Raw genomic sequence first — 19,571 nt, forward strand, 5'->3', positions numbered from 1 at the left:
CCTCAGCCCAGTCCCAGCGCCTTGCGGCGGTCATTGGACCACCGCATGATGATATGATTGAAGGTCAGCGCCATCAGCGCAACGCACATGCCCAGCACGAAGTTTTTGCCCAACTCATTGCCGGCCAAGGTCTTTTGCAGCTCTTGCCCCAAGTCCTGGGTGCCGATGAACGCGGCGATAATGACCATGAAGAAGGCGAACATGATGGCCTGGTTGAACCCCACGGCCATGGTAGGAAGGGCCAGCGGCAGTTGCACCTTCATCAGTTTCTGATGTCGGGAGGACCCGGCCATATCGGCGGCTTCCAGCAGTTCCGCCGGCACGGCGCGCATGCCTTCGATGGTGTACCGGGTCAGCGGAACGGTGGCAAAGATCAGGATGGCAAAGACCACCGCCACGTCATTGACCGAGAACAGCATGATTGCCGGAATGAGGTAGATGAAGCTGGGAAAGGTCTGCATCGTGTCGCAGGCCAGCAGGATCGGTTCGGCCCATTTCGGATTGCGCGCCGCGGCAATGCCCAGCGGAATCCCGATCAGAACCGCCAGGACCACTGCCGAGATCACCGCGTACAGCGTGATGATCGAACGGTCCCACCATCCGGTCAGAGCGATGAACCCGAAGAATGCCACCACCAGCAGCGCCGACTTGCGCCCTCCCACCGCATAGCCCGCGGCGGCGAGCGCAAGCAGCACGCTGGGCGTCGGAAGCCACAACAAGGCGTTGCGAAACGGGATCAGCACCCACGTGATCAGGAACCAGCGCATCCATTCGGTGATCGCCGTCACAGTGTCGTTGGCCAGGGCGGCACGGATCACCGTGTCGATCTCGTTGCCCATCGACAATTCCTGCTGGCGGGTGATGTGGTCGGCGACCTGCACAAACCGGGCGATGATCAGGAAGCCGACAAAAACGGCAATGCCTGTGACAAGGTATTTGTGCCGGGTGAACCACGACGCGCCACGCTCGAAATGTTCGGGCTGCTTGACCACCCATGCCTTGGACAGCCGGTCCAGAGTCACCGCGATCAGGACAATCGTGATACCGATCTCGAAGCTGCGGCCAAGCTTGAGCGAATTCATCAGCGCCAGCAGCTTTGCGCCCAGTCCCGGCATCCCGATAAAGGCGGTCAGAACGACCATGGCGAGGCACAGCATGATGACCTGGTTCACGCCGACGAGGATCTCGGTCCGGGCGGCAGGCAGGTAGACATGGCGCAACATCTGCCAGCGGGTTGATCCGGCCATGTTCCCGGCCTCGACGACTTCGGGCGAAACCTTCTTCAGACCCAGGGAAGTCATCAGCACCATCGGCGGGATGGCATAGATGATGGTGGCGACACAGCCTGCCGTCGGGCCAACCTTGAAGAAGATCACCGCAGGCAGCAGGTAGGTGAAGAAAGGCAGCGTCTGCAGGATGCTCAGCACCGGCATCAGGAAGCGCTCGAACCGGGGGAATTTCCAGGCGAGAATGCCCAGCACCAGCCCCAGAAAGAATGCCACGGGCGCGGCGACGACGATCACCGACATGGTCTGCATCGCCAGCTTCCACTGGCCGATCAGCGCCACCCAGACAAAGGTGCCTCCTGCCAGAACAGCCAGCCGCCAGCCGCCCAGCCAATAGCCGATGACCGCGGCGACGCCCGCGATGGCGGTCCAGGGGATCGGCTCGAAATTGGGCCAGCGGCGCTTGCCGTAAAGCAGATTCGCAGTGATATCGAGAAGGGACTCCAGCCCTGCAGCAATGCCCCGCGTCAGGTGGATCAGGCCAAGGTCGTCCTTGACGAAATCGAACAGCGCCTGAAGCCAGAGGTCGTAAGGCAACACAGCCCATTCCGGTACGCGGATCAGGTCATCGGGCAGGACCGGCCGCGCCACGGCCAGCAGCACGGCGGCCAGCAACAGCATCTGTGCCACCCGAAGCTTGCTCCACCTGGCCGATGTCACCGGGATGTTGGTCTGCGCTATGGCCATCAGCTGTCACCCAGCAGGACGTCCAGCGCTTCCTGCCGGTTCATGATGCCGATCAGCTCGCCGTTCTTGTTGGCAACGGGCAGTTCGTCGCGGGTCTCGTTCACCAACTGACGCGCCAGTTGCAGGATGGTGGCGCCGGCGCGGATCGGCTCGCCTTCGGGCACATGGCCGTTGATCGGGGTAGCCAGGACGCGCGCGTGAACGACGCGGGATTTTTCGATGTCTTCGGTGAACTTCTTGACATAGGGCGTGGCCGGATGCAGCACGATCTGGTCGGGCGTGTCGCATTGCTCGATCGCACCATCCTTCATGATGGCGATGCGGTCGGCAAGCCGCAGCGCCTCGTCGAAATCGTGGGTGATGAACACGATCGTCTTGCCCAGCAGTTCCTGCAGACGCAGGAACTCGTCCTGCATCTCGCGGCGGATCAGCGGGTCGAGTGCCGAGAACGGCTCATCCAGGAACCAGATGTCGGGCTCGATCGCCAAGCTGCGGGCAATTCCCACCCTCTGCTGCTGGCCGCCGGACAGTTCGCGCGGAAAATACTCTTCCCGCCCCTCCAGCCCGACAAGCTTGATCACCTCGAGCGCACGTTCGCGACGGTCGTGGCGGTCCTGTCCGCGCATCTCAAGCGGGAAGGCGACGTTATCCAGCACCGTGCGGTGCGGCAACAGACCAAAGCTCTGGAATACCATGCCCATCTTGTTGCGGCGCAACTCGATCAGGTCCTTGTCCTTCATCGTCACGATGTCCTGACCGTCGACATCGATCTTGCCTGCGGTGATCTCGTGAAGCCGAGAGAAACAGCGCACCAGGGTCGACTTGCCGGAGCCGGAAAGCCCCATGATCACAAGCATTTCGCCACGGTGGATGTCGAGCGTCACGTCGCGCACACCGGCGATGTAACCGTCTGAGCGCATCTCGTCGAAAGTGCGGCCCTTCGCCATGCCGGCCAGGTACCTTTCAGGGTTGGCCCCGAAAATCTTCCAAACATTCCTGCACGAGATCACTGGCTGTTGCGACGTCATCTAAGCGCTCCTGAGAAGAATACCCGCCAGACATCCGCCCGGCGGGTTCGTTTTGCATGCCTGATCAGTCTGACGAGATCAGCTGGCCCAGTCTTCCCAGACATCCGGGTTCGCTTCCAGCCATGCCGCGGCAGCCTCTTCCGGCTCCAGCTCGTCGACGTCGACCAGCTTGGCCATTTCCGCGATCTGCGGATTGGTAAAGGAGATCTGGGTCAGCGTGTTGTAGGCGCCCGGCCACTTGTCCTTCATCCCGTCCCATGCGGCGATCTTGAGATATCCGGTGGCAGGGTTGCCGCAATCGTAGGTGGCATCCGGGTTCGGTCCGACCGACGCATCCTCGTTGCAGCCTGCGACCCACTCGGGGAACTCGACAAACTCGCCCGGCCAGACGGCTTCGGCAAAGTTCGGCGTCCAGTTGAACACGACAACCGGCTTCTTGTCCTTTTCGGCGGCGCCGATTTCAGCCCAAAGCGCGGCAGCAGAACCCGCATTGACCACAACGAAGTCCATCCCAAGCGCATCGACACGCTCCTGGTCATGCTTCAACCAGTCGACCGGTCCACCCAGGAAACGGCCCTTGTCGCCGGTTTCAGGTGTGGCGAAAACGGCGGAACAGGCATTCAACGCTTCCCAATCGGGCAGGCCGGGGCAGCTTTCCTTGGTCCAGGCCGGATACCACCAGTCTTCGCGGGTCACAGCGTTGTGTTCGCCCGCGGCGTGGATGCCACCCTTTTCGACCGCGGCGTCGAAGGACGCGCCAAAGGCCCCTTCCCAGACTTCCAGTTCCAGCGTCACATCGCCAAGCCGTACCGATTCATAAACCGCCTGGCTGTCGGTTGTGACGTACTCGACATGATTGCCCATCCCTTCAAGGATCTGGCCGACCACGTGGCTCATCACAATCTGCGAGGACCAGTTGTGAATCGGAATGATGATCGGATCGTCGCTGTCGGCGGCCATCGCGCCGCTGGACATGGTGGCCAGTGCGGCCGCAAGAGGCAGTGCAAGATATGGTTTCATGAGAGCTCCCTGAGTGCATGGTCTTTGGTGTCGCCGAGTCGTCCTGCCCGGCCTGATGCGTATATTGCGAGGGCGCGCACCTTTCTCTGAATAGATTTATTGCGCGCTTAGCCCCAAGAAATTGCTGGCCACACCCCGCCACATCATCCAGACTGACGGCACGACCGGGATTGGTGCTCGCTTCGCTGTGTCCACCCTCGGCGTCAAACAACAGTAAAAAGTGGAAAAAATGTCGACCCGCTCGTCTTCCCTCCCGCCCTTGGACTACCTTCTGGCGTTCGAGGCAACGGCGGAGACGCACAGCTTCGTCGCTGCCTCGAAAGTGCTGAATATCAGCGAGACAGCGATCAGCCGAAAGGTGAGATTGCTGGAGATGCACTACGGCGTGCCGTTCTTTCTGCGCGGACACCGATCAATAAGCATCACGCCACAAGGCGAGAAGTTCCTGTCGCGTATCAAGCCAGCGCTGATGATGCTTCGCGAGACGTCGCGAGAAACGATCAGCGACCACCAGGAAAGGCCTGTCACACTGGCCGCGACGAACTCGGTCGCCGCGCTGTGGCTGATGCCACGCCTACAAAAGTTCAATCGCCAGAACAAACACCTGAAGATCAAGCTGGTCTCATCCGACGACGACATGGAATGTCTGGCCGACAATGTCGATCTGGCCATTCTGCGCGGCGACGGAAACTGGATCGGGTTCAACGCAGTGAAGCTGTTCGGTGAAACCGTTTTCCCGGTCTGCTCACCGGAGTTTCTCCAGGAAAACCCGACAGCATCAGAGATTTCGATGCTTCATCGCCATGACTTGATCGAAGTGTCCTCCACACATCGGGAATGGATGAACTGGCGCACCTGGTTCGAGCAGATGGGCCAAGAGGCTGGAGAATTGCAGCAGGGGGCGATCTTCAACACCTACCCCCTCTCGGTTCATGCCGCCGTCGAGGGGCTCGGCATCGCGCTCGGCTGGGGGCACCTGGTCGATCCGCTGTTGCAGCAAGGCAGGCTGGTCCGGCCCCTGGGCCCCGCCAAGGTGCGCACCGATCACGGGTATTACCTGCTGAAGCGGGAGAACAAGAAGATGTTCGACGAATGCAGGTTGGTCGAGGAGATGCTTCTGGGGTTCAGCGCCGAACGCACCCGGTACGAATAGGATCGTTTGCGCCCGATGTCGGATTTGGACAGGTTCATGTCCGTTCCCAGCACCTTGTCCGACACGATTCTGAGGCACCGTGGTGTCGGAATCGAACGGGTGCGCAATGAGATATTCAGGTTTTCGCGTCATCAAGGAGGCCCTGACCGGCCACAGGGGCTGGGGCCCGGCGTGGCGCGATCCCGAGCCGCAGCCAAGCTATGATTACGTCATCATTGGCGGCGGCGGGCATGGGCTGGCCACGGCCTACTACCTGGCCAGGCACTTCGGCAAAAAGCGCATCGCAGTGCTGGAGAAGGGCTGGATCGGCGGCGGCAACGTCGGCCGCAACACCACGATCATCCGCTCCAACTACCTGCTCGACGGCAACGAGCCGTTCTATGAATACTCGCTGAAGCTCTGGGAGGGGCTGGAGCAGGAGCTGAACTACAATGCGATGGTCTCGCAGCGCGGCATCCTGAACCTCTATCACAACGACGCGCAGCGCGACGCCTTTGTGCGGCGCGGCAATGCGATGATCCTCAGTGGGGCCGACGCCGAACTGCTGAGTGTCGAGCAGATCCGCGCGCGATACCCTTTCCTCGATTTCGCCAACGCCCGCTTTCCGATCCGGGGCGGGCTGGCCCAGCATCGCGGCGGCACGGTGCGCCATGACGCGGTCGCCTGGGGCTATGCGCGCGGGGCCGACAGCCACGGCGTCGACATCATCCAGAACTGCGAAGTCACCGGTTTCCGGATCGAGAACGGCGTGTGCAAGGGGGTCGAGACCTCGCGCGGGTATATCGGTGCGGGCAAGGTGGCGTCCTGCGTCGCCGGGTCGTCGAGCCGGGTGATGGCGCTGGCGGGGATGCGGCTGCCGATCGAAAGCCACGTGTTGCAGGCGTTCGTGTCCGAAGGTCTGAAGCCGCTGCTGCCCGGGGTCATCACCTTTGGCGCCGGACATTTCTATTGCAGCCAGTCCGACAAGGGCGGGCTGGTCTTCGGCGGCGACATCGACGGGTACAACTCTTACGCCCAACGCGGCAATCTGCCCACGGTCGAGGACGTCTGCGAAAGCGGCATGGCCCTGATCCCGGCCCTGGGCCGGGCGCGGCTGCTGCGCATGTGGGGCGGGGTCATGGACATGTCGATGGACGGCTCGCCGATCATCGACCGGACCCACGTCGACGGGCTCTACTTCAACGGCGGCTGGTGCTACGGCGGGTTCAAGGCGACACCCGCTTCGGGAATGGCCTACGCGCATCTTCTGGCCACCGACACACCGCACGAGACCGCCACAGCCTATCGCTTCGACCGCTTCCGCCGCGGGCTGATGATCGACGAAAAAGGCATGGGCGCACAGCCCAACCTGCATTGAGGATTTGAACCCGTGATCATCCATCACCCCCTCCTCGGCCCCCGCGACGCGCAGGAATTCACCTATCTGGGCGATGCGTCCCTGATCGACCGGCCCGACTGGCAGGCCGAGCATGCCGTCGACCGGTTCCACGACTATCTGTACCTGCGTGACAATCCGGCGGGCGAGCACCGCGAACTGTGGTTTCACGAGGTCGGCGACCGCAGCTGGCTGGTCGTGACCCGCAACACCCTGACTCACGAAATCACATCGGTTGAATTGGCCCGCGACGTGGCCCGCAGCCGGGGGCGCAGCAAATGACGCAATCCAACCGACTTGAAGGCGGCCAGATCGACCGGTCGCGCAGCTTCGACTTCACCTTCGACGGCAAACGTTTCAAGGGTCATCCCGGTGACACGCTGGCCTCGGCCCTGATGGCCAATGGTGTGCGACTTATGGGCCGGTCGTTCAAGTATCACCGGCCGCGCGGGGTGCTGAGCGCGGGCAGCGAAGAGCCCAATGCGCTGGTCGAGCTGCGATCGGGCGCGCGGCAGGAGCCGAACACCCGCGCCACCACGGCCGAGCTTTTCGACGGGCTGGAGGCAAAGAGCCAGAACCGCTGGCCCTCGCTCAGGTTCGATGCGATGGCGATCAACGACAGGTTTTCGAACTTCCTGACGGCCGGGTTCTATTACAAGACCTTCATGTGGCCCGCCGCCTTCTGGGAAAAGCTGTACGAGCCGATGATTCGCAAGGCCGCCGGGCTGGGGTCGCTGTCGTTGCAGGACGACCCGGACGCCTATGACAAAGGATTCCTGCACTGCGATCTGCTGATCGTCGGTGGCGGTCCCTCCGGTCTGGCCGCCGCCCTGACCGCCGGTCGAGCCGGAGCGCGGGTGATCCTCGCCGATGAGGACTTCGCCTTTGGCGGTCGCCTGAATGCCGAGACCTTCACGCTGGGCGATGCCTCCGGTCCTGATTGGGTTGCAGCGACGGTTGAGGAACTAAGGTCGCTGCCCAATGTGCGCTGCATGTCGCGCACCACGGTGATCGGCGGCTTTGATCACGGCATCCACGGCGCGGTCGAGCGGGTCTCGGACCACCTCGCCACCCCTGCCCCCGGCAAGCCGCGCCAGATCCTCTGGCGGATCTACGCCAGGCGCACGCTGCTTTGCGCCGGGGCCATCGAGCGCCCGATTGCCTTTGCCAACAACGACCGCCCCGGCATCATGCTGGGCGGCGCGATGCGCGCCTATGCCAACCGCTGGGCCGCGACACCGGCACAGAAGGTCGCGGTGTTCACCAACAACGATGACGGCCACCGCACCGCCATCGACCTGATCGCAAAGGGCGTTCGCGTCGCAGCGGTGATCGACGTGCGCGCCGATGCGCCGCGTCTGGCCGACTGTGAATTGCTGGCGGGCGCACAGGTGATCGACACCGACGGACGGCTTGGCCTGAACTTCATAAAGTTGCGGCTGGCCGACGGCAGTGAACGCACCATCGAATGCGGCGCGCTTGGTGTCTCGGGCGGCTGGAACCCCAACGTCCACCTGACCTGCCACCAACGCGGCCGTCCCGTCTGGAACGAGGCCATTGCGGCCTTTGTCCCCGGCACGCTGCCGCAGGGCCAGAGCGTCGCCGGGGCCGCAACGGGTGACTTCTCGACCTACGCCGTGCTGCGTTCGGGCACAGATCAGGCGGTCGTCGCGCTGTCGGACATCGGCCTTGAAGCGAAAGCCATCGACCTGCCACAGGCCGAGGACGCGCCGGTCAACCTCACGCCGTTCTGGCACGTCGCCGAAGGCAAGGGCCGGGCATGGCTCGACCAACAAAACGACGTGACGGTCAAGGACGTGAAGCTGGCGCATCAGGAGAACTTCCGCTCGGTCGAACATCTCAAGCGCTATACCACGCTGGGAATGGCCACCGACCAGGGCAAGACCTCGAACATGGGCGGGCTGGCGATCATGGCCGAACTGGCGGGCAAGACGATCCCCGGCGTCGGCACCACGATCTTTCGCCCACCGTATACGCCGGTTGCGATGGGCACGCTCGGCGGCCGGTCGCGCGGCCAGCATTTCCATCCGGTGCGCGAAACCCCCAGCCATAAATGGGCCAAGGAGCAAGGCGCGGTGTTCATCGAGACCGGCAACTGGCTGCGGGCGCAATGGTTCCCCCGCCCCGGCGAAACCACCTGGCGCGAGAGCGTCGACCGCGAGGTGCGCGCGGTGCGCGGCTCGGTCGGTGTCTGCGATGTGACAACGCTGGGCAAGATCGACGTGCAGGGCACAGACGCGGCCGAGTTCCTGAACCGGATCTACGCCAATGCCTTTGCCAAGCTGCCCGTGGGCAAGACCCGCTATGGCCTGATGCTGCGCGAGGACGGGATCGCGATGGACGACGGCACCACGGCGCGGCTGGCCGAGGATCATTTCGTGATGACGACGACCACCGCCAATGCCGTCACGGTCTATCGCCACATGGAGTTCGCGCGCCAGTGCCTGTGGCCCGACATGGACGTGCAGCTGATCTCCACGACCGAAGCCTGGGCGCAATATGCCGTGGCAGGTCCAAACTCCCGCAAGCTGCTGCAAAGGATTGTCGATCCGGAGTTCGACATTTCCAACGAGGGCTTCCCCTTCATGGCCTGCGGCGAAATCACCGTCTGCGGCGGTCTCAGGGCACGCCTCTTCCGCATCTCCTTCTCCGGCGAACTGGCCTTCGAGATCGCGGTGCCGACGCGGTATGGCGATGCGCTGATCCGGCGGATCATGGCGGCGGGCGAGGAATTCGCCGTGGTGCCCTATGGCACCGAGGCGCTTGGCGTGATGCGGATCGAAAAGGGCCACGCGGCAGGCAATGAGCTCAACGGCACCACCACCGCGCTCAACCTCGGGATGGGGCGGATGGTGTCGAAGAAGAAGGATGCCATCGGCTCGACTCTCTCGGAGCGCGAGGGGCTGAACCAGGAGGATGCGCTGGCGCTGGTCGGATTCCGCCCCAAGGTGGCCGAGGAGAAAGTCACCGCCGGAGGCCACCTGATGACCACCACCGGCCCGGTCGATGCGGCGCATGACCAGGGGTATGTGACCTCAGCGGCGTATTCGCCGATCCTCGAGAGCTACATTGGCATCGGCTTTCTGAAACGCGGTGCCGAGCGGATGGGCGAGACCCTGAGATTGGTCAGCCCGCTCACCGGCACAGATACCGAGGTCGAAGTGGTCTCGGCGCATTTCGTCGATCCAGAGGGGGACCGTCTTCGTGCATGACATGATCGCACTCACCGCGCTTGGCGCCGCCTCGGCGCAGGTCGACACCTTCGACGGGCTGCGGATTGCCGAATGCCCCTACTGGGCGCTGGCCAGCCTTGCCACGCGCTCGGGACACGGGGCAGAGATTGCGGACGCGGCCCAGACCTTTCTGGGCGCCCCCCTGCCCGGGGTCGGCCTGTGCGCCGACGCCGTGCCGTTCCACGCCTTCTGGACCGGCCCGGATCGATGGATGATCGAAGCGCCGCACGACAGCCACGAAGACCTCGCCGCGCGGCTCAAGGCGGCAGTGGGCGACGCCGGGTCCGTCACCGAACAGACCGATGGCTGGGTGCGGTTCGATGCGACCGGCGCGCGCTGTCACGATGTGCTGGAACGGCTGTGCAACGCCGACACCCGCCGGATGAACCCCGGCACCGTGACGCAGAGCCGGATAGAACATCTGGGCTGCTTCCTGATCTGCCGTGCCAGCGAGCATTTCAGCCTCTACGGCCCCCGCTCGTCAGCCCACAGCCTGCATCATGCGCTGGTCACCGCCGCCACAAGCGCGCTCTGAGCCGAGCGCCGCAGCCCGGACCCTCAGGACGGGATCGGCCGGTTCTTTTCGACCCGGAACAGGTTGATCTTCTGGCGATCCTGCTGCGGCGTTGTGCCAAAGGCCTCGCGATACTGCCGCGCCATCGGTGCGGTCGCGCCATAGCCGACGGCCATCGCGATGCTGGTCATGCTGTCGTTGCTGTACAGCACCAGTTGGCGGGCGGCGTTCAGGCGAAGACTGCGGTAATAGCGCGACGGGCTCTGCCCGGTCGCCGCCTTGAAGTTGCGTTCAAGCTGGCGCGGCGAAAGCTCCACCATCCGGGCCACGTCGTCGACGTTGACCGGATCGCAGATGTGTTCGCCAAACACCTTGATCGCCTGGCGGACCGAGGGCGGCAGCATGTCCGAGGTGCTTTCCCGGTGCAGGGTCGGCACCTTCTGGCGCACCCCCTGCCCGCGCACCAGCGGATGCTGGAACCAGCAGGCGACTTCGGTGGTCACATCCTCGCCCAGCCGCTGTTCGATCAGATTCAGCATCAGGTCAAAGACCGCCGCCGCGCCCGACACCGTCAGCCGGTCGCGGTCGATGATGATGACATCGCTTTCCAGCCGGTGACGGGGAAATTCGGCGGCAAAGGCGGCCTCGTAACACCAATGGACCGAGCAGACATGCCCATCCAGAAGCCCTGACCGGGCCAGCGGAAACACCCCGCCGCTGATGCCGCCGATGCGCACGCCATGGCGCGACAGGGACCGCAACCGACCATTGCCATGTTTCGGATTCTCAAACTCCGCCAGTGGCCCGGACAGCAGGAACAGGTAATCCAGGTCCTGCGCTGCGTGCAGCGACACGTCCGGGTCGAACCAGACACCCGCGCTCGACTGCACGCGAGCGCCCGTCTCGCCGATCACTTTCCAGGAGAACGCCGTCTCGCCCGAGATTTCGTTGGCGGCGCGCAAGGGTTCGATGGCCGAGGAGAGACAGGACATCGGAAACCCGGGGAAGATCAAAAAGCCCAAAGTGATTGAAGTTTTACTCTCGATCATTATTACCTTCCTAACAGGAAACAAAAATTGGCGTCATGGCTGTCTGCAGGGATGGAATTCAGGGTCAGCGAACCCGATGAGGTAGTTTACAAGATGAACAAGAACACGGATGCAGCCAAGACTGCCAAAGCCCTGTCGCAGGACCCGCACCGGGTCCGCGACGAACGCGAGAAAAATCTCGAGGTTGCCATCGGCCGCGAGGTGCGCGCATTCCGCAAACAGCAGAACATGACCGTCGCGGATCTGGCCAAGGCCAGCGGCCTGTCGATCGGCATGCTGTCGAAAATCGAAAACGGCAATACCTCGCCCTCGCTGACCACCCTGCAAACGCTGGCCCACGTGCTGAGCGTGCCGCTGACCGCCTTCATGCGCCGGTTCGAAGAAACACGCGGTGCGGTCCATACGAAATCCGGCAAGGGCGTCGAGATGGAGCGCGAGGGCACGCGCGCCGGACACCAGTACAACCTGCTGGGCCATATCGGCTCGAACGCAAGCGGCGTTGTGGTCGAGCCCTATCTGATCACCCTGTCCGAGACGTCGGACATCTTTCCCACCTTCCAGCACGACGGCATCGAAACGATCTATATGCTGGAAGGCAAGGTGGATTACCGGCATGGCAATGAAGTCTATCGACTGGAACCCGGCGATACGCTGTTCTTCGATGCTGATGCGCCGCACGGCCCCGAGGTGCTTGTCAGCCTGCCGATCCGGTATCTGTCGATCATCTCGTATGCGCAGGCCGACTAAGAGGGGCTCAGCGGCGGTTCGGTTGCTAGGTCGGGCCAGATGCCGTCCGAGGTAGGCAACCCGTCGTCGTGCTGCGCAAGATAGTCGAGGATCATCGGGCGGTTGTCGATGAAGCCCTTGTAGGTTGCCAGTTCGACCGGCAGATCGCGGATCACCCGATGCAGGCGCCGGCCCCATTTCGGCACCGTCACCAGGTCTTCCAGTGAAATCAGGTAGCAGCGGATCGGAAAGACCAGCGCGTTCGACCGCGGCAGACGGAAGAAGGTCTGCAGCTCGACCCGCAGGTGCTGTTTCGCGCCCAGGTTTTCCGGCGTCAGCGTCGTCTTCTGCACGCCCCACTTGTGGTAGTTCTCGGGGCTGGTGTCGAGCAGCGGATTGACCGTCATCGTCCAGTTCAGCCGCCGTGCGGGCATCCCTTGCTGGATGTTGAGCAGGAACTTCAGGGCGCGGACAAAGATGCCCATCTCGTGCGCCTTGGGCACCGGCGCGTGCCATTCGAAGAAGTTCATGCCGATGTCGAAATCAAGCGACCAGTCGGCCTGGGTGGTCACCATGCCGGCATCCATCCACAGGTTGTCGTCGCGCTGGTCGAGCACGCAGAAATCGCCCTGCGCCTGCCGGGTGATGTATTCCATCGGGCCGTAGGGCAGCGTCGATTCGTCCATGAAGACGAACTTCTGCTCGATGCCCATCGGCCTGTTGATCCAGTGCCAGTTGTTGCCGTCGCGGTGCAATTCGAAGAGGTCGGGGTAATCCTCGGACTTCGACACCATGATCAGCTCGAGCAGGTCCCAGCCTGCCAGCGTCATATGCGGCAGCGACTGGCAGCGCAGCGGATCCTCGGCGAGCACCAGCGCCCGGTCCTTCATCTCGGCCACGTAATGTTCGTCCACGTCGAAGCGTTTTTCGAACACCGACCCGGCCGGGCCGCCCTGGTGTTGCTCCATGTTCACCGAATACATGTAGCTGTCTTCGTGGAACGGGAAGGGGAAGCGCTTGATCGCCCAGTCCGAGTTGCGGAACGTGTAGTCGTCGCGGAAGGTTTCTTCGTTGAACTGAATGGTCATCTGGTTTCTCCTGACCTACCGGTCGAGCACGAGGGTCTTGCCCTCGAAGCGGCTGACGCAAGGCATGATCTTCCGGCCGCCGGCCTTCTGGTCGTCTTCCAGCCAGTGGTCGCGGTGAATGAACTTGCCGTCATAGCCGATCACATCGGTTTCACACTGGCCGCAGGCGCCGCCCCGGCAGAGATAGGGCGCATCGACGCCTGCCGCCTCGATGGCTTCCAGCAGGCTCTGGTTCTCGCCGACCTGGATCACCTTGTTCGATACCGCCAGCTTGACCTCGAAGGGCTTGCCCGGCTGCGGCGCGAGGAACTCCTCGTAATGAACCGCCTCGCGCGGCCAGCCCAGCTCGGCCGCCTTGCCACGCACCCAGCCGATCATGCCCTTGGGTCCGCAGACATAGATATGCGTGCCCAGCGGCTGACCGTCGAGCAGATGCTCGAGGTCGATCACCTGGCCCTGATCGTCGTAATAGACATGCACATTGTTCGGGTGCTTGGCGGTCAGCTCGTCGACGTAGGAGCCCAGCGCCGGGGTGCGGCAGGCGTAATGCAGTTCGAACCGGCCGTTCATGGCCGTCAACTGCTTGATCTGCGCCAGGAACGGCGTGATGCCGATGCCGCCAGCGATCATCAGGTGTTTCCTGGCCCTCAGGTCGAGCGAGAACAGATTGACCGGGTAGCTGATCGTCATCGCGTCGCCCGGCCGCACCTTGTTGTGCATGAAAAGCGACCCACCCCGTCCCTGATCGTCGCGCCGCACCGAAATGGTATAGGCGCTTTGATCCATCGGGTCGGACATCAGCGAATAGGGGTTGAGCCGCTGCGTATCGCCATCGCGCATCTCCACCACGGTATGTGCGCCGCCCGAAAAGGTCGGCAACTGGCCGCCATCGGCCCGCACAAAGCGGAACCGCTTGACCAGTTCGTTCACCGGCACGACGTCGGTGACGGTCACGGCGATTTTGTTGGTGCCGGCGCTCATGAATACAGCCTCACGGGTTCGGGCACATTGCCGGGATCCTCGGCGTCGATGCAGACGCCCTGATAGGCCGCATGTCGGCGCGAATAGTGATCGCGCACGAAGAGGTTCAGCCCGCAATGGGCGCAAACGAAGGGGTCGGTGATCACATCATCGGTGATGCCCTTGCAATGCACGCATTGCATCCGCCGTGCGATCGAGCCGCGATGCTCGGTCTGGATGGCGGAGTGCGGAATGCCGGCCTCGATGGCTTCGCGCATCGCCTGGCCCATCAGCCCCTCGGTGCCGGTCAGATAGACCTGAAGGCCCATGTGCGCATCGCTGAGCGTGCGGCGCAGGCGCGGCACGGCGGCCTCGTAGCTGGGACCGACGTAGAACTGCGCCGCGCCAAGTTCCTTCAGGCGGACGGTATAGCTCTCGCCGGTCTCACGCGGGATATAGATGACATGCGCGCGGGCCATCAACGTCGCGTCGGCCTGCGCCAGGTCAAGCAGCGCCTCGGCGCCCTCGGAATCGGCGACCATCAGATGCGCCTTGCCGGCGCGCGGTTCCAGGGTGCCCCAGACGGGGCGGCTCTTGATCGATTCTGGAAACTGGAATTTGGACATGTGCCCACTTCTCTTCGTAGCCTGTGGATCGGCGCGCGGAGGAGGTCCCGCCGCGCGCGCCTCGTCTCAGCCCTTGGCGGTGCGGCGCTTCTTGTCGGGATCGTGGAACGGCATCGAATGCGCGACGCACTTGATCTCGCCGGTCGAGTTCTTGACCGTCATCTGGGTGCCGTCCCTGGCGCAATCGACCGGCATGCGCGCAATGCCCACGTTCCATTCGTTGAGCGGCGAATACATCCCGATGGTCACGACGCCGACCTGTTTGCCGTCCTTCATCAGCGGCGCGCCCTCTTCGGCAGGCTCTTCGCCTTCCAGCTTCACGCCGTAGATCCTGAAGCGCTCCTTGCCCTTCAGGCGATAGTGTTCCTCGGCGCCCCGGAACCCGGTCTTGCCCGGCGAGACGGTGAAATCGAGGCCCAGCTCCCAGAGCGTGTCACCCGCCTTTTCGTTCTCGTAGGGATACATCTCGGAGTTGTCGAAGGGAAAGAACAGCAGATAGCTTTCGGCGCGCAGCAGGTCGAGCGTGGTGAACCGTGTCGGGATGATGCCCTTCGGCGCACCCTTTTCGACCAGCGTATCCCAGATATGCGGCGCGTCCTGCCCCCGGCAAAAAATCTCGTAGCCGCGTTCGCCGGTATAGCCGGTGCGCGAAATCGTCACCGGCTTGTCAAACAACGTCGTGTGCTGATGGCTGAAATAAACCTGGTCGCGGATCCCCGGCACACCCTGTTCGTGCAGGAAATCGACGGCCTTCGGGCCCTGGAGGGAAATGTCATGCAGGTTGTCGTCGAACCGCACATCCACATCGCGCCCCGTCGCCGCCATCGTCAGCTGTTCGTGCCCGCCGCCGGTGCCGTGAACCACCATCCACGAGTTCGGACCCATGCGGTAGATCACGCAGTCGTCGATGAACTTGCCTTCATCGTTCAGCATGGTGGCATAGGAGGACCGGCCGGGCTTGATCTTTTCGACGTTGCGGGTGGTGGCGCGGTCGATGACATGGGCGGCGTGCGGGCCGACAACATGCACCTTGTGCAAGCCGGAAACGTCCATGAACCCGGCGTTCGTGCGCATTGCCATGTACTCTTCGGTCTGGTCCTTGTCGTAAGACCAGGCGGTGCCCATCCCCCCCCAATCTTCAAGGTTGGAACCCATTGCGCGGTGCCGGTCGGCCAGCGCCGAGTATCTCCAGATTGAAGTCATCGTTATCTCCCCATCCCCTCCGATTCCCTGTGTCGGATCGGATTTTATTTCGCTGTTTCAAGTGCTTCCCGCAGGCAGTCCTGCGGATTGCTCTGATCGCATCTTGCCCAGTCCGCCCCCCGTATCTGAGAAGAATTTTGCGCGGCGCTGCCTGCAAAAATCTGGGCCATTTACAGTTTAAGTTGACACAGCCCCATCAAAAGACGCAAGCCTTATATGAAAAAAAGTTTACTGTCAGGCAAAATGCAAACGCTTGGCACAGCAAGGGGAGACAGAAAATTGGATGGCAATCTCAACGCTTTGACGACGGTTTTCACCGAGTTTTACTACTGGGTGACGGTGGTGTTCATGTTCCTGATCCACGTCGGATTCTGCATGTACGAAGTCGGCGCCAGCCGGAACCGTAACCACATGCACACGCTGATGAAAAACATCATGATCATTCCGCTGGTGACGGTGACGTTCTTTCTCTTTGGTTGGTGGATCTACTGGGCTTTCCCGGACTTCCCGTTCTTTGGCGGGCTGAACCACGATGCCGGCAACGCCAACCTGCCTTGGTCCGAAACGATGGCCACCAATCTGGGTGACCGAATCACCGGGGTATTCTGGGCGGCCTTCCTGCTGTTCTCCTGGACAGCGGCATCGATCGTATCGGGCGCGGTGATCGAGCGCATCCGCTCGTCGGCGCTTTGGGTTCATGCGGTGCTGATCGGATCTGTGTTCTGGATCATCGACGCCGCCTGGGGCTGGCACTATGCGGGCTGGATGGTGAAGTACCTGGGCTATCACGATGCCTATGCCTCGGGCGTGATCCACGCCATCGCAGGCGGATATGCATTGGGTGTGATCTGCGTGCTGGGCCCGCGTCTGGGAAAATTCGCCGCGGACGGATCCCCGCGCGATATCCCGCCGCACAATCCGTGGATGCTGACCATCGGGATTTTCCTGATCTATACCGGCTTCTGGGGCTTCTACGCGGCCTGCAACGTGCCCGTTATCTCGCCCGAAGTGATCGGCGGCCAGATCACCGGCACCACCTGGACGGCGACCAACATCTACCTCGCGCCGACCTCGCTTTCCGCGATCACCTTCAACTTCCTGATGTCACTGTCGGGCGGGTTGATGGCGGCCTACCTGGTCAGCAAGGGAGACGCCTTCTGGACCTTCTCGGGCGGTCTGGCCGGGATCATAACCGCTTCTGCCGGCAATGATCTCTATCACCCGATCCAGGCAATGCTGGTTGCCGCGGTCGGCGTGGTGATTGTCTACAACCTGCACTTCTGGGTCGAGCGGCGCTTCAAGCTGGACGATGCGGTGGGTGCGGTTGCGGTGCACGGCTATGCCGGGGTTGTCGGGCTGATCATCTCGGGCTTCGTGCTTTGGGGGGCGCCGTCGTCGCCTTTCGAAGGTTATGCCTCGGTCACGCCCTGGGGACAGACCATCGGCGCGGTTATCATGTTCTTCGTTCTGGGTTTCCTGCCGGCGTTCATCGTCAGCAAGATCCAGGCCGCGCTGGGTGTGCTTCGCATCCCGCGCGAGGTGGAACTGCGCGGCCTCGATTACGCAGAGCATCATGCCTACGAGGACGCCAAGGCCGCGATCATCGAAGCTGACAAAGCCATCCTGGCGCAACACTGAAAAGGGGATCCGACATGTCTACCATTGGCTATGAAAACTGGGCCGTCGATCTTGCCGAGGTTGGAGCGATCTATCCCTTCCAGGGGTCGGAAGTTCTGATGACCGTGCTGTGTGTCGTGTTCTGGATTGGCTGGCACTACATCCAGTTCAAGCGGGAATCCGAGCACCTGGAAAACGCGCGTGACATCGGGGACAAGTCCCTGGTGACCAAATCGGTCGAAAGGTACTGATCGAACCGCCGAAAGACACTGATCCACGAAGAGGCGCTGGCGAAGGTCGGCGCCTCTTTTTATTCCCTTAATGCAAAAAAGTTTCTTACGAGTTGAATACTGGGACGTTCGGTGCTAGCTTCCGACTCGAGTTAACCGAGAGGGTCTGCGCCATGTGCGGAATCGTTGGATTATTTATCAAGGACAAGTCGCTGGAGCCGCAACTTGGCGCGCTTCTGACAGACATGCTGGTCACCATGACGGACCGGGGCCCCGACAGCGCAGGCATCGCGATCTACGGCGGCCAGAGCGAAAACGGTGCAAAGCTGACATTGCAGTCCGACAATCCGGAAGTCGACTTCGCCTCGTTGGCCGAGGATTTGGGCAAGGCCATCGACGCCAGCGTCACCGGCAGGATCATCGACACCCATATCGTGCTGTCCCTGCCCGCCGACAAGATCGCCCAAGCGCGCCTGACCCTGCCTGATCTGCGCCCAAGCGTGAAGTTCATGAGCACCGGCGAAACGATGGAAATCTACAAGGAGGTCGGCCTTCCGAAAGACGTCGCCGCGCGGTTCGAGCTGTCCGGGATGAGCGGCAGCCACGGCATCGGCCACACCCGCATGGCCACGGAATCCGCCGTCACCACCTTGGGCGCACACCCGTTTTCCACCGGACTGGATCAATGCCTGGTCCACAACGGCTCGCTTTCGAACCACAATTCCTTGCGCCGCAAGTTGCGTCGCGAAGGCATCCAGATCGAAACAGAGAACGACACCGAGGTTGGCGCCGCCTATCTGACATGGAAGATGCAGACCGGCAGCAGCCTTGGCGAGGCGCTGGAAAGCAGCCTGACGGATCTGGACGGCTTCTTCACCTTTGTTGTCGGCACCAAAGACGGCTTCGGCGTTGTGCGCGACCCGATCGCCTGCAAGCCAGCGGTCATGGCCGAGACCGATCAATATGTCGCCTTCGGCAGCGAATACCGCGCGCTGGTCAACCTGCCCGGAATCGAGGGGGCCCGCGTCTGGGAACCCGAACCTGCAACCGTTTACTTCTGGAACCACTGAGATGCAGACATTTGATTTGGAAGTCCGGGGGCTTCGCGCCCTGAACGAGACGTTGCACGCACAGGCCGGAAACACCAACCAGACGGTTTGGGAGGTCATCAACGCCAAGGGAAGCCACGCGATTGCCGTGGGTCTCGACGCGCCGATCGAAGTGAACGTCAAAGGGTCGACCGGATACTACTGCGCCGGGATGAACAGCCAGGCGACCGTTCATGTCCACGGTTCTGCCGGGCCGGGGGTCGCCGAGAACATGATGTCCGGCACGGTGATCATCGAGGGTGATGCCAGCCAGTATGCCGGGGCCACCGGGCATGGCGGTCTGCTCGTGATCAAGGGCAACGCCTCCTCGCGCTGCGGCATCTCGATGAAGGGCATCGACATCGTCGTGCATGGCAATATCGGCCACATGTCGGCTTTCATGGCGCAGTCCGGCAATCTGGTCGTTCTGGGAAATGCGGGCGACGCCCTGGGCGATTCACTTTACGAAGCGCGGTTGTTTGTGCGCGGCAGCGTGAAAAGCCTGGGTGCCGACTGCATCGAAAAGGAAATGCGCCCCGAGCACATCGAGATCCTTCGTGACCTGCTGGAACGCGCTGACGCCGATGCCAGGCCGGAAGAATTCAAACGTTATGGTTCGGCCCGGAAACTTTACAACTTCGACGTCGACAATGCAGCGGCGTACTGA

Annotated in this window: 18 protein-coding genes; 10 read left to right on the forward strand and 8 right to left on the reverse strand. The window is 62.4% G+C overall.

Annotation, left to right across the window (positions count from 1 at the left end; all coding sequences use genetic code 11):
• Nucleotides 1-2: 2 nt before the first annotated feature.
• The 3 genes from FOY53_RS05635 to FOY53_RS05645 form a co-directional block, all read right to left on the reverse strand.
• On the reverse strand, nt 3-1,973 hold the full coding sequence (locus FOY53_RS05635) for an ABC transporter permease (protein WP_146586583.1): 1,971 nt from the start codon (nt 1,971-1,973) through the stop codon (nt 3-5).
• Nucleotides 1,973-3,001, reverse strand: a complete 1,029-nt coding sequence (locus FOY53_RS05640; RefSeq protein ID WP_146586585.1) for a quaternary amine ABC transporter ATP-binding protein — start codon at nt 2,999-3,001, stop codon at nt 1,973-1,975. Before FOY53_RS05640 ends, FOY53_RS05635 begins: the two co-directional genes overlap by 1 nt.
• 78 nt (nt 3,002-3,079) lie before the next feature.
• Nucleotides 3,080-4,021, reverse strand: coding sequence for an ABC transporter substrate-binding protein (locus FOY53_RS05645; protein ID WP_146586587.1), 942 nt, complete (start codon nt 4,019-4,021; stop codon nt 3,080-3,082).
• 259 nt (nt 4,022-4,280) lie between these two features.
• On the opposite strand from FOY53_RS05645, the gene FOY53_RS05650 reads away from it, so the two are divergent.
• The 5 genes from FOY53_RS05650 (at nt 4,281) to FOY53_RS05670 (ending at nt 10,338) form a co-directional block, all read left to right on the forward strand.
• A complete protein-coding gene (locus FOY53_RS05650; RefSeq protein ID WP_246107290.1) occupies nt 4,281-5,174 on the forward strand; it encodes a LysR substrate-binding domain-containing protein in 894 nt (297 codons plus the stop codon).
• Between the two features lie 106 nt (nt 5,175-5,280).
• Nucleotides 5,281-6,531, forward strand: coding sequence for a sarcosine oxidase subunit beta family protein (locus FOY53_RS05655; RefSeq protein ID WP_146586591.1), 1,251 nt, complete (start codon nt 5,281-5,283; stop codon nt 6,529-6,531).
• 12 nt (nt 6,532-6,543) lie between these two features.
• On the forward strand, nt 6,544-6,831 hold the full coding sequence (locus FOY53_RS05660; protein WP_146586593.1) for a sarcosine oxidase subunit delta: 288 nt from the start codon (nt 6,544-6,546) through the stop codon (nt 6,829-6,831).
• A complete protein-coding gene (locus tag FOY53_RS05665) occupies nt 6,828-9,782 on the forward strand; it encodes a sarcosine oxidase subunit alpha family protein (RefSeq protein ID WP_146586595.1) in 2,955 nt (984 codons plus the stop codon). Before FOY53_RS05660 ends, FOY53_RS05665 begins: the two co-directional genes overlap by 4 nt.
• Before the next feature lies 1 nt (nt 9,783).
• Nucleotides 9,784-10,338: a sarcosine oxidase subunit gamma gene (locus tag FOY53_RS05670; RefSeq protein WP_146586597.1), complete on the forward strand. Its 555-nt coding sequence runs from the start codon at nt 9,784-9,786 to the stop codon at nt 10,336-10,338.
• Nucleotides 10,339-10,361: 23 nt separating this feature from the next.
• Here the strand turns inward: FOY53_RS05670 and FOY53_RS05675 are convergent, their stop codons facing one another.
• Entirely contained in the window at nt 10,362-11,366 is a 1,005-nt protein-coding gene (locus FOY53_RS05675; protein ID WP_246107291.1) for a GlxA family transcriptional regulator, read from the reverse strand.
• 93 nt (nt 11,367-11,459) lie between these two features.
• Here FOY53_RS05675 and FOY53_RS05680 point away from each other — a divergent pair, with 93 nt between their 5' ends.
• Entirely contained in the window at nt 11,460-12,113 is a 654-nt protein-coding gene (locus FOY53_RS05680) for a helix-turn-helix domain-containing protein (RefSeq protein ID WP_146586680.1), read from the forward strand.
• Here the strand turns inward: FOY53_RS05680 and FOY53_RS05685 are convergent.
• The 4 genes from FOY53_RS05685 to FOY53_RS05700 form a co-directional block, all read right to left on the reverse strand.
• Entirely contained in the window at nt 12,110-13,180 is a 1,071-nt protein-coding gene (locus FOY53_RS05685) for a heme-dependent oxidative N-demethylase family protein (protein WP_146586599.1), read from the reverse strand. The genes FOY53_RS05680 and FOY53_RS05685 overlap by 4 nt on opposite strands.
• 15 nt (nt 13,181-13,195) lie before the next feature.
• On the reverse strand, nt 13,196-14,161 hold the full coding sequence (locus FOY53_RS05690) for a PDR/VanB family oxidoreductase (RefSeq protein WP_146586601.1): 966 nt from the start codon (nt 14,159-14,161) through the stop codon (nt 13,196-13,198).
• On the reverse strand, nt 14,158-14,766 hold the full coding sequence (dmmA, locus tag FOY53_RS05695) for a dimethylamine monooxygenase subunit DmmA (protein ID WP_146586603.1): 609 nt from the start codon (nt 14,764-14,766) through the stop codon (nt 14,158-14,160). Before dmmA ends, FOY53_RS05690 begins: the two co-directional genes overlap by 4 nt.
• Before the next feature lie 66 nt (nt 14,767-14,832).
• Nucleotides 14,833-15,969: an aminomethyl transferase family protein gene (locus tag FOY53_RS05700; protein WP_146586605.1), complete on the reverse strand. Its 1,137-nt coding sequence runs from the start codon at nt 15,967-15,969 to the stop codon at nt 14,833-14,835.
• A 279-nt stretch (nt 15,970-16,248) separates the two neighbouring features.
• Here FOY53_RS05700 and FOY53_RS05705 point away from each other — a divergent pair, with 279 nt between their 5' ends.
• From FOY53_RS05705 to FOY53_RS05720, 4 genes are all read left to right on the forward strand, one after another.
• The gene (locus FOY53_RS05705; RefSeq protein ID WP_146586607.1) at nt 16,249-17,607 is read left to right on the forward strand and encodes an ammonium transporter; all 1,359 of its coding nucleotides are present in this window, start codon (nt 16,249-16,251) and stop codon (nt 17,605-17,607) included.
• 14 nt (nt 17,608-17,621) lie between these two features.
• Nucleotides 17,622-17,837, forward strand: a complete 216-nt coding sequence (locus tag FOY53_RS05710; RefSeq protein WP_146586609.1) for a hypothetical protein — start codon at nt 17,622-17,624, stop codon at nt 17,835-17,837.
• A gap of 152 nt (nt 17,838-17,989) precedes the next feature.
• Nucleotides 17,990-18,886 (forward strand): class II glutamine amidotransferase, encoded by an 897-nt coding sequence (locus FOY53_RS05715; protein WP_146586611.1) that lies wholly within the window; start codon nt 17,990-17,992, stop codon nt 18,884-18,886.
• A 1-nt stretch (nt 18,887) separates the two neighbouring features.
• Nucleotides 18,888-19,571, forward strand: a complete 684-nt coding sequence (locus tag FOY53_RS05720) for a GltB/FmdC/FwdC-like GXGXG domain-containing protein (RefSeq protein WP_146586612.1) — start codon at nt 18,888-18,890, stop codon at nt 19,569-19,571.

Source organism: Puniceibacterium confluentis (genome assembly GCF_007923445.1).
Taxonomy (GTDB): domain Bacteria; phylum Pseudomonadota; class Alphaproteobacteria; order Rhodobacterales; family Rhodobacteraceae; genus Puniceibacterium; species Puniceibacterium confluentis.

Bases quoted from the DNA above. Each gene is read 5' to 3' on its own strand.
- FOY53_RS05635 (WP_146586583.1), bottom strand. From the start codon at position 1,973: ATGGCCATAGCGCAGACCAACATCCCGGTGACATCGGCCAGGTGGAGC.
- FOY53_RS05640 (WP_146586585.1), bottom strand. From the start codon at position 3,001: ATGACGTCGCAACAGCCAGTGATCTCGTGCAGGAATGTTTGGAAGATT.
- FOY53_RS05645 (WP_146586587.1), bottom strand. From the start codon at position 4,021: ATGAAACCATATCTTGCACTGCCTCTTGCGGCCGCACTGGCCACCATG.
- FOY53_RS05655 (WP_146586591.1), top strand. From the start codon at position 5,281: ATGAGATATTCAGGTTTTCGCGTCATCAAGGAGGCCCTGACCGGCCAC.
- FOY53_RS05665 (WP_146586595.1), top strand. From the start codon at position 6,828: ATGACGCAATCCAACCGACTTGAAGGCGGCCAGATCGACCGGTCGCGC.
- FOY53_RS05670 (WP_146586597.1), top strand. From the start codon at position 9,784: ATGATCGCACTCACCGCGCTTGGCGCCGCCTCGGCGCAGGTCGACACC.
- FOY53_RS05675 (WP_246107291.1), bottom strand. From the start codon at position 11,366: ATGATCGAGAGTAAAACTTCAATCACTTTGGGCTTTTTGATCTTCCCC.
- FOY53_RS05680 (WP_146586680.1), top strand. From the start codon at position 11,460: ATGAACAAGAACACGGATGCAGCCAAGACTGCCAAAGCCCTGTCGCAG.
- FOY53_RS05685 (WP_146586599.1), bottom strand. From the start codon at position 13,180: ATGACCATTCAGTTCAACGAAGAAACCTTCCGCGACGACTACACGTTC.
- FOY53_RS05690 (WP_146586601.1), bottom strand. From the start codon at position 14,161: ATGAGCGCCGGCACCAACAAAATCGCCGTGACCGTCACCGACGTCGTG.
- dmmA (WP_146586603.1), bottom strand. From the start codon at position 14,766: ATGTCCAAATTCCAGTTTCCAGAATCGATCAAGAGCCGCCCCGTCTGG.
- FOY53_RS05700 (WP_146586605.1), bottom strand. From the start codon at position 15,969: ATGACTTCAATCTGGAGATACTCGGCGCTGGCCGACCGGCACCGCGCA.
- FOY53_RS05710 (WP_146586609.1), top strand. From the start codon at position 17,622: ATGTCTACCATTGGCTATGAAAACTGGGCCGTCGATCTTGCCGAGGTT.
- FOY53_RS05715 (WP_146586611.1), top strand. From the start codon at position 17,990: ATGTGCGGAATCGTTGGATTATTTATCAAGGACAAGTCGCTGGAGCCG.
- FOY53_RS05720 (WP_146586612.1), top strand. From the start codon at position 18,888: ATGCAGACATTTGATTTGGAAGTCCGGGGGCTTCGCGCCCTGAACGAG.